The sequence below is a fragment of the Sphingomonas morindae genome, from assembly GCF_023822065.1.
In the GTDB taxonomy this organism is placed as follows: Bacteria; Pseudomonadota; Alphaproteobacteria; order Sphingomonadales; family Sphingomonadaceae; genus Solisphingomonas; species Solisphingomonas morindae.
In genome coordinates, this window is record NZ_CP084930.1 from 19,801 (window position 1) to 33,534 (window position 13,734).

14 protein-coding genes and 1 pseudogene are annotated in these 13,734 nt (G+C 67.5%); 4 read left to right on the forward strand and 11 right to left on the reverse strand.

Translation table 11 applies throughout. The features are described from left to right. Positions 1-3: 3 nt before the first annotated feature. The 3 genes from LHA26_RS00115 to LHA26_RS00125 form a co-directional block, all read right to left on the reverse strand. Positions 4-678, reverse strand: a complete 675-nt coding sequence (locus tag LHA26_RS00115; protein WP_252168431.1) for a cell cycle transcriptional regulator TrcR — start codon at positions 676-678, stop codon at positions 4-6. Positions 679-788: 110 nt separating this feature from the next. Further along, positions 789-1,421 carry a glutathione S-transferase family protein gene (locus LHA26_RS00120; RefSeq protein WP_252166738.1) on the reverse strand — a complete coding sequence of 211 codons (633 nt, stop codon included), beginning with the start codon at positions 1,419-1,421 and terminating at the stop codon, positions 789-791. Positions 1,422-1,423: 2 nt separating this feature from the next. Continuing rightward, positions 1,424-2,434 carry an NAD(P)H-quinone oxidoreductase gene (locus LHA26_RS00125; RefSeq protein WP_252166739.1) on the reverse strand — a complete coding sequence of 337 codons (1,011 nt, stop codon included), beginning with the start codon at positions 2,432-2,434 and terminating at the stop codon, positions 1,424-1,426. A 69-nt stretch (positions 2,435-2,503) separates the two neighbouring features. On the opposite strand from LHA26_RS00125, the gene LHA26_RS00130 reads away from it, so the two are divergent. Continuing rightward, positions 2,504-2,701, forward strand: coding sequence for a DUF1192 domain-containing protein (locus LHA26_RS00130; RefSeq protein ID WP_252166740.1), 198 nt, complete (start codon positions 2,504-2,506; stop codon positions 2,699-2,701). 134 nt (positions 2,702-2,835) lie between these two features. After that, positions 2,836-5,148 carry an ATP-dependent Clp protease ATP-binding subunit ClpA gene (gene clpA / locus LHA26_RS00135; RefSeq protein WP_252166741.1) on the forward strand — a complete coding sequence of 771 codons (2,313 nt, stop codon included), beginning with the start codon at positions 2,836-2,838 and terminating at the stop codon, positions 5,146-5,148. Positions 5,149-5,221: 73 nt separating this feature from the next. On the opposite strand, the gene LHA26_RS00140 is transcribed toward clpA, so the two are convergent. The 3 genes from LHA26_RS00140 to proS are packed head-to-tail and all read right to left on the reverse strand — an operon-like array spanning position 5,222 to position 8,455. Continuing rightward, on the reverse strand, positions 5,222-5,899 hold the full coding sequence (locus LHA26_RS00140) for an ABC transporter ATP-binding protein (protein ID WP_252166742.1): 678 nt from the start codon (positions 5,897-5,899) through the stop codon (positions 5,222-5,224). After that, positions 5,892-7,139, reverse strand: a complete 1,248-nt coding sequence (locus LHA26_RS00145; RefSeq protein WP_252166743.1) for a lipoprotein-releasing ABC transporter permease subunit — start codon at positions 7,137-7,139, stop codon at positions 5,892-5,894. Before LHA26_RS00145 ends, LHA26_RS00140 begins: the two co-directional genes overlap by 8 nt. Beyond that, the gene (gene proS, locus LHA26_RS00150; protein WP_252166744.1) at positions 7,136-8,455 is read right to left on the reverse strand and encodes a proline--tRNA ligase; all 1,320 of its coding nucleotides are present in this window, start codon (positions 8,453-8,455) and stop codon (positions 7,136-7,138) included. Before proS ends, LHA26_RS00145 begins: the two co-directional genes overlap by 4 nt. A gap of 483 nt (positions 8,456-8,938) precedes the next feature. Between proS and LHA26_RS19985 the strand changes: the two genes are divergently transcribed. Further along, positions 8,939-9,073: a hypothetical protein gene (locus LHA26_RS19985; RefSeq protein WP_302898027.1), complete on the forward strand. Its 135-nt coding sequence runs from the start codon at positions 8,939-8,941 to the stop codon at positions 9,071-9,073. Positions 9,074-9,129: 56 nt separating this feature from the next. On the opposite strand, the gene pyrG is transcribed toward LHA26_RS19985, so the two are convergent. The 5 genes and pseudogenes from pyrG to LHA26_RS00175 form a co-directional block, all read right to left on the reverse strand. Beyond that, a complete protein-coding gene (gene pyrG, locus LHA26_RS00155) occupies positions 9,130-10,767 on the reverse strand; it encodes a CTP synthase (protein ID WP_252166745.1) in 1,638 nt (545 codons plus the stop codon). Positions 10,768-11,162: 395 nt separating this feature from the next. After that, positions 11,163-11,522: pseudogene (secG, locus tag LHA26_RS00160) on the reverse strand (preprotein translocase subunit SecG); the annotation flags it as partial. A gap of 642 nt (positions 11,523-12,164) precedes the next feature. Further along, complete coding sequence (locus LHA26_RS00165; RefSeq protein WP_252166746.1) at positions 12,165-12,617, reverse strand: hypothetical protein; 453 nt, start codon at positions 12,615-12,617, stop codon at positions 12,165-12,167. A 163-nt stretch (positions 12,618-12,780) separates the two neighbouring features. Next, positions 12,781-12,945 carry a ribonuclease E inhibitor RraB gene (locus LHA26_RS00170; protein WP_252166747.1) on the reverse strand — a complete coding sequence of 55 codons (165 nt, stop codon included), beginning with the start codon at positions 12,943-12,945 and terminating at the stop codon, positions 12,781-12,783. Beyond that, the gene (locus tag LHA26_RS00175; protein WP_252166748.1) at positions 12,945-13,127 is read right to left on the reverse strand and encodes a hypothetical protein; all 183 of its coding nucleotides are present in this window, start codon (positions 13,125-13,127) and stop codon (positions 12,945-12,947) included. Before LHA26_RS00175 ends, LHA26_RS00170 begins: the two co-directional genes overlap by 1 nt. A 138-nt stretch (positions 13,128-13,265) precedes the next feature. Here LHA26_RS00175 and LHA26_RS00180 point away from each other — a divergent pair, with 138 nt between their 5' ends. After that, on the forward strand, positions 13,266-13,727 hold the full coding sequence (locus LHA26_RS00180) for an acyl carrier protein (protein WP_252166749.1): 462 nt from the start codon (positions 13,266-13,268) through the stop codon (positions 13,725-13,727). Positions 13,728-13,734 lie beyond the last annotated feature (7 nt).

Here is a 13,734-nt window from a genome sequence, read left to right on the forward strand (position 1 = left end):
CGGTCAGCGGCGGAACGGGTCCACCACGCCTTCGGGAAGGCTGTAGCTCGGCGCCGGACGATCCTCCTCGCCGGCGCTGCTGGGCAGGCGATGCGCGGCGTCGCGCTTGGCGCGCAGCTCCTCGAGCAGCGCCTCGCGGTCGCCGGGCAGGCGCTCGTCCACCGGCGCCTCGATCCCCGCCGCCTTGGCGGCCTTGGCGATCGCGGAGTCGAGTTCGCGCTGCGAGCAGAGGCCGAGCGTCACCGGATCCTTGGGCGTGATGTTGGCGATGTTCCAGTGGCTGCGGTCGCGGATCGCCGAGATGGTGGTGCGGGTGGTGCCGATCAGCTTGCTGATCGCGCCGTCCGACACTTCGGGATGGTTGCGGATGATCCAGGCGATACCGTCGGGCTTGTCCTGCCGCTTGGAGACGGGCGTGTAGCGCGGCCCCTTGGTCCGGCGCTGCTGCTCCGGCCCCTTGGACATTTGCAGGCGGTAATTGGGATTGGCCTGGCCCTTCTCGATCTCCTCCATGCTCAGCTCATGCGCGCGCACGGGATCGCGCCCGGTCAGCTTGGTGCCCGCCGTGTCGTCGGCGATGGCCTGCACCTCGAGAATGTGGAGCCCGCAAAATTCCGCGATCTGCGGGAAACTGAGCGCGGTATTGTCGACCAGCCAGGCGGCGGTCGCATGGGGCATGAGCGGCTGGGCCAAGGATCTCTCCCGCAGATAAAGAAACGGCCGCCCCAACGCGGGAGCGGCCAGAGCATCGGCAGAGTGTAGGCATCGCCGCCGCCCGAGGCAAGCCTTTACGCCATCGGCACATGGCCGGGCCGGGCCGCGACCCGCGCCAGCCACGCGCGCACCGCCGGATAGTCGGCCAGCGCGAAGCCCGCCTCCTCGGCGACATGGGTATAGGCGTAGAGCACGATGTCGGCGAGGCTGAAGCCCTGCGGCAGCAGAAAGGCCTGGCGGGCGAGCTGCGCCTCCATCAGCGCCAGCGCCGCCGCGCCGCCGCTGCGCTTGGCCGGCAGCTGCGCCCGCCGCGCCGCGTCCAGCCCCGCCTCGCCGCCCGGCCCCAGCCGCCAGAAGCGCAGCGTCGCTATGTTGGGTTCATGCTGATATTGCTCGAAGAACATCCAGCGCAGCGCATCGGCGCGGGCAAAGCCGTCGGTCGGGATCAGCCCCGCCTCGGGCGCCTGCTCGGCCAGATACCAGCAGGCCGCATTGCTCTCGGGCAGGAAGCGCGTGCCGATCTGCAACACGGGGATGCGGCCATTGGGGTTGATCTCGGCGAGGAAGCGCGGCGTCCGCGTCTCGCCGGCGCGAATGTCATAGCCGCGCCGCTCCAGCGCCGTTCCGGCATGCGCCGCCGTCAGCCGGATCTTGTAGCAATTGCCCGAGACCGGATCCTCGTGCAGGATCAGCGGATCTCCCGCCACGATCAGCCCTCCAGCGCCAGCACGATCTTGCCGACATGATCGCCGGCTTCCATCCGGCGATGCGCCGCCGCTGCCTCGGCGAAGGGGAAGACCTTGTCGATCACCGGCTTGAGCCGCCCGTCGGCGACCATCGGCCACACTTCGCGGGCGATCTCGTCGGCCAGCAGCGCCTTGAAGGTGGCGTCGCGCGCACGCAGCGTCGATCCGGTCAGCGTCAGCCGCCGCCGCATCACCAGCCCCATGTCGATCTCGGCGCGGTTGCCGCCCAGCTGCGCGATCGTGACATGGCGGCCATCCTCCGCCAGGCAGCGCAGGTTGCGCGCCACATAGTCGCCGCTCACCATGTCGAGCACGGCGGAGACCCCGCGCCCGTCGGTCAGCCGCTTCACCTCCTCCACGAAATCGGTCGTGCGGTAGTTGATCGCGTGGGTGGCGCCCAGCGTCAGCGCCTTGTGGCATTTCTCGTCGGAGCCGCAGGTGACGATCACGCGCAGCTCGAACAGCCGGCCGAGCAGGATCGCCATCACGCCGATGCCGCTTGTGCCGCCATGCACCAGCACCGCGTCGCCCTCGATCGTATAGGCGCGCTCGAACAGATTGTGCCACACGGTGAACAGCGTCTCGGGCAGCGCGGCCGCCTCGATCAGGCTCAGCGCCTCGGGCACGGGCAGGCACTGGCCCACCGGCGCGGCGCAATATTCGGCATAGGCCCCGCCCGAGACCAGCGCGCACATCGGCTGCCCCAGCAGCGCCGAATCCACCCCCTCGCCCACCGCCACCACGCGGCCGGCGCATTCCAGCCCGAGGATCGAGGGCGCGCCCGGCGGCGGCGGATAGGCGCCCTGGCGCTGCAGGATTTCGGGTCGGTTGATCCCGGCGGCGGCGACTTTGATGAGGCATTCGCCGGGCTTGGGCCGCGGCACCGGCCGGGTGACGGGCACCAGCACCTCGGGACCGCCCGCCTCCGCCGGATCATAGGCAAGCATCGTCTCGGGCAGTACGGACACTCTCATCCCCCAATCTTATACGCGCCGGCGCAGCGCCTTATTGACAGGCCGCTCCGGGCGGTCAACCATAACCCGATGGACGGTGACGACAGCCTTCCCCGCGCCCGCCACGATCCGCTCGCGCTGCTCGCGAGCCAGGATCTCGGGCTGCTTTCCGTAGAGGAATTGCACGCGCGGATCGCCGCCCTGCAGGCCGAAGTGGCGCGTACTACCACCCAAGTCGAACACGCCGTTAATACCCGCGCAACCGCAGACGCTTTATTCCGGAGATGAGGATAGCCCGCTCGGCGCGCGGCAGACGCTTCGAGCCGGACGCCGGGCGGGCAACCTTGATCGGACGGGCGGGCGACCCGACATTGGTCGGGCGCAGGGCCCATCCGGTCGGCCATGTGCCTAGGAGTTGATACATGCCTTCATTCGCCCGTGAGCTGGAGACCACCCTGCACAACGCGCTCGGCGCCGCCAGCGCGCGCCGCCACGAATATGCGACGCTGGAGCATCTGCTCCTCGCGCTGATCGGGGACGAGCATGCCGCGCAGGTGATGGCCGGCTGCGGCGTGGAGCTGAGCGAGCTGCGCGACGCGGTAACCACCTATCTCGATTCCGAACTCGATGCGTTGAAGACCGACGCCGAGACGGATCCCTCCCCCACCAGCGGTTTCCAGCGCGTGATCCAGCGCGCCATCCTGCATGTGCAATCCTCCGGCCGCGAGGAGGTGACGGGCGCCAACGTGCTCGTCGCGCTCTTCTCGGAGCGGGAAAGCTATGCGGTCTATTTCCTGCAGCAGCAGGATATGACGAGGCTCGATGCCGTCAGCTTCATCAGCCATGGCATCGGTAAGGGCGGCCAGCCGCAGGAGGCGCGCGAGGTGAAAGGGCAGGAGGAAGAGAAGCAGCAGAAGTCCGACGCCAAGTCGAAGGGCGACAGCGCTCTCAAGCAGTTCACGGTCAATCTCAACGACAAGGCCAAGGACGGCAAGGTCGATCCGCTGATCGGCCGCACCGCCGAGGTGGATCGCACCATCCAGATCCTGTGCCGCCGCTCCAAGAACAACCCGCTCTATGTGGGCGATCCGGGCGTCGGCAAGACGGCGATCGCCGAGGGCCTGGCGCGCAAGATCATCCATGGCGAGGTGCCCGAAGTCCTCAAGGAAGCCGTGATCTACTCGCTCGACATGGGGGCGCTGCTCGCCGGCACCCGCTATCGCGGCGATTTCGAGGAGCGGCTGAAGCAGGTCGTGTCCGAGCTTGAGAAGCTGCCGCACGCGGTGCTCTTCATCGACGAGATCCACACGGTGATCGGCGCGGGCGCCACCTCGGGCGGCGCGATGGATGCGTCCAACCTGCTCAAGCCGGCGCTGTCGGGCGGCCAGATCCGCTGCATCGGCTCCACCACCTACAAGGAATTCCGCAACCATTTCGAGAAGGACCGGGCGCTGCTCCGGCGCTTCCAGAAGATCGACGTGAACGAGCCCTCGGTCGAGGACACGATCAAGATCGTCACCGGCCTGCGGCCGTCCTTCGAGGCGCATCACCACATCAAATATACCAGCGACGCGATCAAGTCGGCGGTCGAGCTGTCGGCGCGCTACATCAACGATCGCAAGCTGCCCGACAAGGCGATCGACGTGATCGACGAGGCCGGGGCGATGCAGATGCTGCTGCCCGAAAATCGTCGCCGCAAGGTGATCGGCACGCGCGAGGTGGAGGCGGTGATCGCCACCATGGCGCGCATCCCGCCGAAATCCGTGTCCAGCGACGACAAGAAGGTGCTCGAAACGCTCGAGACCGATCTCAAGCGCGTCGTGTTCGGCCAGGATAAGGCGATCGAGGTGCTGTCCTCGGCGATCAAGCTCAGCCGCGCCGGCCTGCGCGAGCCCAACAAGCCGATCGGCAACTATCTCTTCTCCGGCCCCACCGGCGTCGGCAAGACGGAGGTGGCCCGGCAGCTCGCGGAGATCCTGGGCATTCCGCTCCAGCGGTTCGACATGTCGGAATATATGGAGCGCCACTCGGTCAGCCGGCTGATCGGCGCGCCTCCGGGCTATGTCGGCTATGATCAGGGCGGCCTGCTCACCGACGCGGTCGATCAGAACCCGCATTCGGTGCTGCTGCTCGACGAGATCGAGAAGGCGCATCCCGATCTGTTCAACATCCTCCTGCAGGTGATGGACAATGGGAAGCTCACCGATCACCACGGCAAGACGGTGGATTTCCGCAACACCATCCTCATCATGACGACCAATGCCGGCGCCTCGGACATGGCGCGCGAAACGGTCGGCTTCGGCACCCTCACCCGCGAGGGCGAGGATGAGGAAGCGGTGAAGAAGATGTTCACGCCGGAATTCCGCAACCGGCTCGATGCCATCGTGCCCTTCGGCTATCTGCCGACGCAGGTCGTCGCCCGCGTCGTCGACAAGTTCGTGCTCCAGCTCGAACTGCAGCTCGCCGATCGCGACGTGCACATCGTGCTCGAGGAGGAGGCGCGCGACTGGCTGACCACCAAGGGCTATGACAAGCTCTATGGCGCGCGCCCCATGGGCCGGCTCATCCAGGAGAAGATCAAGCAGCCGCTCGCGGAGGAACTGCTCTTCGGCAAGCTCGTCCATGGTGGCGAGGTGCGGGTCAAGCTCAAGGACGACGCGCTCGCCTTCGAGATCACCCCGGCCGCCCCGCGCGGCGGCAAGGGCAAGGCCAAGGGCACCAAGGTCAAGGTCTGATCCGCGTCCGATCGCGGCATGAAAAAGGCCGGGTGGCGACACCCGGCCTTTCTTTTCGCCCGCTGCCGCCGCGTCACAGCAGCGCCAGCCGGCCCTCGTGCAGCCGCACCACGCGATCCATGCGGGCGGCGAGCCGCTCATTGTGCGTCGCCACCAGCGCGGCCGAGCCTTCGCCGCGCACCAGCCGCAGAAATTCGCCCAGCACCTTGTCGGCGGTCGCCTCGTCGAGATTGCCGGTCGGCTCGTCCGCCAGCACCAGCATCGGCCGGTTGGCGAGCGCGCGCGCCACGGCCACGCGCTGCTGCTCGCCGCCCGACAATTTGCTGGGCCGATGGTCCAGCCGGCCCGCCAGGCCGAGCGTGCCGAGCAGGCCGCGGGCGCGGGCCAGCGCCGGCTCGGGCCGCGCGCCGGCGATCAGCTGCGGCAGCACCACATTCTCCTCGGCGGTGAAATCCGGCAGGAGATGATGGAATTGGTAGACGAAGCCGAGCCGCTCGCGGCGCACCCGCGTGCGGCCAAAGGCATCGAGCTGCGCCACCTCCTCGCCCGCGATCCGGATCGATCCCTCGAAGCCGCCCTCGAGCAGCCCGATCGCCTGCAACATGGTCGATTTGCCCGAGCCCGAGGCGCCCAGCAGCGCGACGATCTCGCCCGGCGCGACGGCGAGGTCGACGCCGCGCAGCACGTCGATCACCGTGCCCGCCTGCGCATAGGAGCGCGTCAGCCCGGCGACGGCCAGCACCTCATTCATAGCGCAGCACCTGCACCGGATCGGTGCTCGCCGCCTTGAGCGCGGGATAGAGGGTGGCGAGGAAGGCGAACACCAAAGTCATCACCACGATCGCCGTCACCTCGACGGGATCGACGCGCGAGGGCAAGGTGGTGAGCACGCGGATCGAGGGATCCCACAGGTCCTCGCCCGTGATCGCCTGCACCACATCCACCACATTCTGCCGGAAATAGAGGAAGATGGTGGCAAGAACCGCGCCCGCCCCGATGCCCAGCACGCCGATCGTCACCCCCACCGTCATGAAGATGCGGATCAGCGCCCCCCGGCTCGCACCCATGGTGCGCAAAATCGCGATGTCGCGCGTCTTGGCGCGCACCAGCATGATCAGCGACGAGAGGATGTTGAACACCGCGACCAGGATGATGATGGAGAGCACCACGAACATGGTCACGCGCTCCACCGCCAGCGCCTGGAAGAGCGAGGCGTTCATCTGCCGCCAGTCCACCAGCACGCCATGGCCCGCCACCTTGGGCGCGAGCGGCGCGAGGATCTGCCCCACGCGGTCCGGATTGCTGGTGCGGAGTTCGATCATCCCCACCGCATCGCCCAGCAGCAGCAATTGCTGTGCGTCGCCCAGCGGCATCACCACATAGGCCTTGTCGAAATCGAAGATGCCGATCTCGAAGATCGCGCCCACCTCATAGTTCACGATCCGCGGCGCGGTGCCGAACGGCGTCGCCTGGCCCGAAAGATTGACGACGCTGAGGCTGTCGCCCACGGTCAGGCCCAGCGCCTGGGCGAGGCCCGAGCCGATCGCCACCCGGTTGGAGCCCGGCGTCACCGCCGCGAGGCTGCCCTGCTTGACGAGCCGGCCGATCGCGTCGCGCATGTCGGGCAGCCGCATGCCGCGCACCAGCACCGGCTCCACCCGGCCCTCCACCGTCGCCGCCAGCGGCTGCTCGACCAGCGGGATCGCCGAGGTCACGCCCGGCGTGCGCTGCGCCTCGCGCACCAGGTCGCGCCAGTCGCGCAGCCCCTGCCCCGCATAGCCCTGGATCACGGCATGGCCGTTGAGCCCCACGATCTTGTCGAACAGCTCGGCGCGAAAGCCGTTCATCACGCTCATCACCACGATCAGCGCGGCGACGCCCAGCGCCACCGCCACCAGGCTGATCGAGGCGACGAGGAAGATGAAGGCCTCGCCGCGGCCGGGCAGAAGGTAGCGCTTGGCCACCATCCGCTCATAGCGGTTGAGGATCACCGGCCGGACACCCGCGCCAGCGCCTCCTCGGGGGAGAGCTCCTGCTTCTCGCCCGTGGCGCGGCGCTTCACCTCCACCACGCCGCGCGCCACGCCCTTGGGGCCGATCACGATCTGCCAGGGCAGGCCGATCAGATCCATGGTCGCGAACTTGGCGCCGCCGCGCTCGTCGCGATCGTCGTACAGCGTCTCGATCCCCGCCGCGGTGAGCCGCGCATAGAGATCCTCGGCGAGCGCGACGCAGCCGGGATCGTCGGCGCGCAGCGTGATCAGCCCCACCCGATAGGGCGCCACCGCATCCGGCCAGATGATCCCCGCCTCGTCATGGCTGGCCTCGATGATCGCGCCGACCAGCCGCGAGACGCCGATGCCATAGCTGCCCATGTGCGGCACCACGTCCGATCCGTCGCGCGCCTGCACGCTCAGCTTCATCGCCGCCGAATATTTGGTGCCGAAATAGAAGATATGCCCCACCTCGACACCCCGCGACTGGCGCAGCGCCGCGCCCGCCTCGGCCTCGCGGGCGGGGTCGCGCTTCTCGTCGGTGGCGGCATAATCGGCGGTGTAGCTCGAGACGATCGCCTGCAATCCCCCGACATCCTCGAAATCGACCGCGGACAGCGCCGCCGGCCGCTCCCAGTTGCTGTGGTAGAAGACGTCGCTCTCGCCGGTGGGGGCGAGCACGATGAATTCGTGGCTGAGATCGCCGCCGATCGGGCCGGTATCCGCCTGCATCGGAATGGCGCGCAGGCCCATCCGCGCGAAGGTGTTGAGATAGGCGACGAACATGCGGTTGTAGCTGTGCCGCGCCCCGGCTTCGTCGAGATCGAAGCTATAGGCGTCCTTCATCAGGAACTCGCGCCCGCGCATCACGCCAAAGCGCGGCCGCACCTCGTCGCGGAACTTCCACTGGATATGGTAGAGGATGCGCGGCAGATCGCGATAGGAGCGCGCGGCGTCGCGGAACAGCGCCGTCACCATCTCCTCATTGGTCGGCCCGTACAGCATCTCGCGCTCGTGCCGGTCACGGATGCGCAGCATCTCCGGGCCATAGGCGTCATAGCGGCCGCTCTCGCGCCACAGCTCGGCGGATTGCAGCGTGGGCATCAGCAATTCCACCGCGCCCGCGCGATCCTGCTCCTCGCGCACGATCCGCTCGATCTTGCGCAGCACGCGCAGCCCCAGCGGCAGCCAGGCATAGATGCCGGCCGCGGTCTGCCGCACCAGCCCGGCGCGCAGCATCAATTTGTGGCTGACGATCTGCGCGTCCGCGGGGCTCTCCTTGGAGACGGGCAGAAGATAGCGGGACAGGCGCATGGACAATCCGGGTTGGCGCGCGCGGCGCGGGAACATGCCTGCTCCTATGGCCATGGCGCGCCGCACGCAACCTCGCCGCCGGTGTTGCGCATTCATCACAGCTTCAGCTGATTTGGATGGCGCGCATGAAATCCAGTGGAAATGAACCGTAACGGCGATTACACGGAATGCACGAACGATGGTTTCGAGGCCGCGGTTCGGGGAGGGCGACGCCCGGGAGACTGCTAGGGGGGCAGCACCGGGACGGCGCCGAAAATGGGGGCTGACGAGCGATCGTCACGCGGGCGCCCGGGTCGCAAGGCCCGGGCGTTCGGCGTTTGGGGCCAGGTCCGCCCGCGCCCGCCCGGTGCGCCACCACCCGGCCCCTCCTGTCGCGCAATACGGTATGGCACAAAGCACGCGCGGGCACCGGTGCACCGGCGCCGCGACCGGCCGCCGCCCCTTTCGCCGCGTCATGCGTTGAGCGCGCGAAGGAGACCCGTCATGGCCACCCAACCCCCGTCCGATCCCGTCGATCTGCCCATCGACGAACCCGTGCCCACGCCCGTCGATCCGCCGATCGTCACCCCCGCCGATCCGCCCGCCCAGCCGAGCGAGCCGCCCCCCGCCCAAAGCTGAGGCCCACGCCGTCCGGCCCCGCCGCCCGCACCCGCGCGCGCGAGGCCGGGACGGCCTTACATCAGGCGCGAATGCCGCACCGCCGCCTCGATGAAGCTCGCGAACAGCGGATGCGGATCGAAGGGCTTGGACTTCAGCTCGGGGTGGAACTGCACGCCCACGAACCAGGGATGGTCCGGCCGCTCGACGATCTCGGGCAGCGTGCCGTCGGGCGACAGGCCGGAAAAGACCAGCCCGCCCTGCTCCAGCGCCTCGCGATAATGGACGTTCACCTCGTAGCGGTGGCGGTGCCGCTCCGAGATATCCTGGCCGCCATAGATGGCCGCGACATGGCTGTTGCCCGTCAGCCGCGCGGGATAGGCGCCCAGCCGCATCGTGCCGCCAAGATCGCCGCCGGCCTCGCGCCGCTGCAGCCCTTCCGCCGTCATCCATTCGGTGATCAGCCCCACCACCGGCTCCTCGGTCGGGCCGAATTCGGTGGTCGAGGCCGCGGCGATCCCCGCCGTGTTGCGCGCGCCTTCGATGCAGGCCATCTGCATGCCGAGGCAGATGCCGAAAAAGGGCACGCGCCGCTCGCGCGCGAAGCGCACGCTCGAAATCTTGCCCTCCGAGCCGCGCTCGCCGAAGCCGCCCGGCACGAGAATGCCGTGCATCGGCTCCAGCTGGCGCGCGAGATCGGCCTCGGGCCCCTCGAACAGCTCGGCGTCGAGCCAGCGGATATGCACCTTCACGCGATTGGCGATGCCGCCATGCACCAGCGCTTCCTGGAGCGACTTATAGGCATCCTTCATGCCGGTATATTTGCCGACGACGCCGATCGTCACCTCGCCCTCGGGATTGGCGAGCCGGCTCTCGATCTCGGTCCAGCGCGCGAGATCGGGACGCGAGCGATCGGGATCGATGTCGAAGGCGCGCAGCACCTCCGCGTCCAGCCCCTCGGCATGATATTGCGCCGGCACGCCATAGATGGTGCTGGCGTCGAGCGCCGGGATCACCGCCTCGGGCCGCACATTGCAGAACAGCGCGATCTTGGCGCGCTCGGATTGCGGCAGCGGCTGCTCGCAGCGGCACACCAGCACGTCGGGCTGGATGCCGAGCGCGGTGAGATCGCGCACCGAATGCTGGGTCGGCTTGGTCTTCAGCTCGCCGGCGGCGGCGATATAGGGCACCAGAGTGAGGTGGACGAAGATCGACTGGTTGCGGCCGAGATCGTTCCGCAGCTGGCGGATCGCCTCCATGAAGGGCAGGCTCTCGATATCGCCCACCGTGCCGCCGATCTCGCACAGCACGAAATCCAGATCCTCGGTATCGGCGCGCGCGAAGGCCTTGATCGCGTCGGTGACGTGCGGGATCACCTGCACCGTGGCGCCGAGATAATCGCCGCGCCGCTCCTTGGCGATGATCTGGCTGTAGATCCGCCCCGAGGTGACATTGTCCGACTGGCGCGAGGGCACGCCCGTGAAGCGCTCATAATGGCCGAGATCGAGGTCGGTCTCGGCGCCATCGTCGGTGACGTACACCTCGCCATGCTGATAGGGGCTCATCGTCCCCGGATCGACGTTGAGATAGGGGTCGAATTTGCGAATGCGGACCTTGTAGCCCCGCGCCTGGAGCAGCGCCGCGAGCGACGCCGCCATGAGACCTTTGCCAAGCGAGGAGACCACGCCGCCGGTGATGAAGATGAACCGCGCCATGGGAGTCGGGCCTTAGCGGGAGGAATCGGGAAAGGGCAAGCGCGCGACTCAGCCGCCGGCGAAGCTTGTGCCGCGCGGCCGACGAATGGAGCGCGCGCGCCCGGCGGACGAGGCCGGACGGGCGCCGGACCTTATTGGCTGTTGCCCGGGGCGGCCGCCGGCGCCGCCGGGGCGGGCGCGGGCTTGTCGGCGGGCTTGGGCGCCGCCGTCACGCCGCCGATGCCGATCGCGCCCTTGGCCGCCGCGCCCGTGTCGATGGTGCGGAAATCGGCCGCCGTATGGGCGCGCGGCGCGGGCCGGACGGCCGCCTTTTGCTGCTGCTGCGGCGCGCCCACCGCCGCCGGCTGGAGCGCCTGGGCGGTGACGGGATCGGGGCCCGGCGGCACCGGCGCATTGGCGCCCGTGGCGGCGGGGGCACCGCCCATCATCGGGATCGCGCCCGCGCCCGGCGCGGCGCCGGCCGGCGCCGGCGCGGTGATCGGGCCGGCCTGGCCCTGGCCGGCGAGGCTGGTGTCGATCGCGCCGCCGCTGTTGCGCATCGAGGCGAGCGCCGCCAGCAGGAACGCCATCAGCACGAAGGCGGTGGCGAGCACCGCGGTGGCGCGGCTCAGGAAATCGGCGGCGCCGCGCGCGGTCATCAGCCCCGAGGGCCCGCTGCCCATGCCGAGCCCCCCGCCCTCCGAGCGCTGCATCAGGATCACCGTCACCAGCGCGGCGGCGATGATGGCATGGACGACGAGGAGGAAGGTGAACATGAGGCGGCTGAACTCGCAGGCAAAGACAAAGCGCGCCCGGACGCGGCCGCCCGAACGAACCCGAGCCGCTTAGCCGAGGCGGCGGCCAAGTTCAACTCGGATGGACCCGTGCGGGCCAGGCCGGCGCTGACGACAATCCCACCAACGACCGCCACTCGGCCCACCCGCCGCGCAGTGTCTAGGTCATGAACTCATAAACGGCCGCCCTTCGCGAAGCGGCGGAACGGCATTTTCGGGTGGAAGCGACGTTGGCTCACCCAACAAAGACGATCTCCCAGCTGCGTCCGGGGTTCTCGCGCAAAGCTGCAAAGCCGGCATCGACGGTGAGCATGTCCCCCAGCCCTGGCTCTTGAAGGTCCATGTGCTCCAACCCGATCCCATGCCAGTCTGCGGTGATGTGCGCTCCCTCACCGCACGCAAACTGGAGATCGCCATCTTCGTCATGCGCGACCGCTAGGACCGGCCATCCATGACGTGCCAGCACACGATGCATGCCTTGTCGGGGGTGAAGCTCTTGCCTGCGAGGTCGATCATTTGCCCATGCTATACGCGCGCTGAATGTCCAGAAATGGTGGATAGCGGAATGGCGGCTATAGGACGCGAGGGCGGTGGTTAGCCGCCTGTCGCCAGCGTATCGAACAGCTACCTTGCAGGCGAATAAAACGAGTTTACCTCGCTGATGGCTACGGAGTGGATTAAGCCATCGGTTCCGAAATGATATAGCGTGGAACGGGTTGATGGTCTCGGATCGCCCGGCGGCGGTGGGTTAGTCGAATTGTCCTGGGTATCGAACTGATCGAGAATGAGCAGGACGCCGTTGTCTTTCCAGCCCATGCTCCACCCCAACGTCCTGCCGTAATAATTCGAACGGTCTTTTCCCCACCACGATAGCCAAGCGGATTTTCCTTGCGCGATAGGCTGACCGTTCACAGTCGCACTCACGTCATTCGCGAAAAAGGCAGCGATCTTTGCCTGATCTTTGTTCGCAGCGTCGCTTAAGAGCTCTCTGGCAGAGAAGACGTAAGAGGGCGGAGGTGGCGGCGGACTCGCCATGGCACTGGCAGCCGGAACTGAAACCAGCGCGATCAGTCTCATACATTGCTGCCATGCCATTTCGCTATCTCTCCCGTTGCCGATGACCCCTTTTGGGGTCATGCGATTGCGACGGCAATGGCGAGGTATGGGCGTAAGCGGCCTGTCCGCTTTCGGGGGCGGCGGCGGTGGCCGCAAGCGTCCGACATCGGTGGTCGGCGGACACTCAGTCTGCTGTTGCGACTGTCCCCCAGCCGTCGTAGCGAACGGAAAACCTCAATTCCAATCGAAGTGCGTCAACGGTCAACGCTTCGAGTGCTTCGGTGTCGGTAGTTTGATCGCGTTGGATGTCGGCCGCAACCTCGCCATCGTCCAAGGCGACGATCTGCATCACGCGCCATTCGGACCTGCAATTCCATCGGCAAGGCAGCGAACGTTTTCCCTTGATCCGGTTAGGCGAACATCAACCGGCCGGATGACGCTCGACACATCGCCGTTGTCGCGTAGTGATCGAACGACATCTGCGTCAGCTGCAAGCTCGGCGGCCAAACGGTTGGGATCAATCTCCGTCATCGCCGCGTCATAACCCGGGGCCGGTATGTCCGCAAATGGGCGTAAGCGGCCTGTCCGCTTTCGGGGGCGGCGGCGTTGGCGGCAAGCGTCCGACATTGGGTGGATTGCAGGCGTTCGCCGCGAGGGTAGGATGCCGTTATGAACAACGATCCGTTAGCAACGATACGCAAGCTGCTGATCGAGGGACAGGGAGTGCCCGAAGGCAAAGTCACACCTAATGCTAGGATATTACACGACCTCGGCGTGGATGGCGACGACGCTGCGCAAATTTTTCAAGCGTTACACGAGCAGTTCGGCACAGATTTCACAGAACTAAGCAGCCAATGGAGAGCGTTCTTCAACGCCGAAGCCGTTAGCCCGCGAGCAGTGCTACTCGGTATTTCTGCGATCATCGTCTGTGGTGGCTCGTTGGGCGCATTGGTCGCTGCGTTGCGTTGGCCAACGATTGCGGCGTGGGGATTGGCGTTGGCGCTGTTATCAGGCGGCGGCTGGTTGATCCAGCGGTGGTTTGGCCTGGACTTGCAGCCTCTCACGATCGCTGGCCTCGCGGAGATCGTCCAGGCGGGTCGCTGGCCATCTGATCCCGCCGATGTTCGCTAATGGAGCG

Bases quoted from the DNA above. Each gene is read 5' to 3' on its own strand.
- LHA26_RS00115 (WP_252168431.1), bottom strand. From the start codon at position 678: ATGCCCCATGCGACCGCCGCCTGGCTGGTCGACAATACCGCGCTCAGT.
- LHA26_RS00125 (WP_252166739.1), bottom strand. From the start codon at position 2,434: ATGAGAGTGTCCGTACTGCCCGAGACGATGCTTGCCTATGATCCGGCG.
- LHA26_RS00130 (WP_252166740.1), top strand. From the start codon at position 2,504: ATGGACGGTGACGACAGCCTTCCCCGCGCCCGCCACGATCCGCTCGCG.
- clpA (WP_252166741.1), top strand. From the start codon at position 2,836: ATGCCTTCATTCGCCCGTGAGCTGGAGACCACCCTGCACAACGCGCTC.
- LHA26_RS00140 (WP_252166742.1), bottom strand. From the start codon at position 5,899: ATGAATGAGGTGCTGGCCGTCGCCGGGCTGACGCGCTCCTATGCGCAG.
- proS (WP_252166744.1), bottom strand. From the start codon at position 8,455: ATGCGCCTGTCCCGCTATCTTCTGCCCGTCTCCAAGGAGAGCCCCGCG.
- LHA26_RS19985 (WP_302898027.1), top strand. From the start codon at position 8,939: ATGGCCACCCAACCCCCGTCCGATCCCGTCGATCTGCCCATCGACGAA.
- pyrG (WP_252166745.1), bottom strand. From the start codon at position 10,767: ATGGCGCGGTTCATCTTCATCACCGGCGGCGTGGTCTCCTCGCTTGGC.
- LHA26_RS00165 (WP_252166746.1), bottom strand. From the start codon at position 12,617: ATGAGACTGATCGCGCTGGTTTCAGTTCCGGCTGCCAGTGCCATGGCG.
- LHA26_RS00170 (WP_252166747.1), bottom strand. From the start codon at position 12,945: ATGCAGATCGTCGCCTTGGACGATGGCGAGGTTGCGGCCGACATCCAA.
- LHA26_RS00175 (WP_252166748.1), bottom strand. From the start codon at position 13,127: ATGACGGAGATTGATCCCAACCGTTTGGCCGCCGAGCTTGCAGCTGAC.
- LHA26_RS00180 (WP_252166749.1), top strand. From the start codon at position 13,266: ATGAACAACGATCCGTTAGCAACGATACGCAAGCTGCTGATCGAGGGA.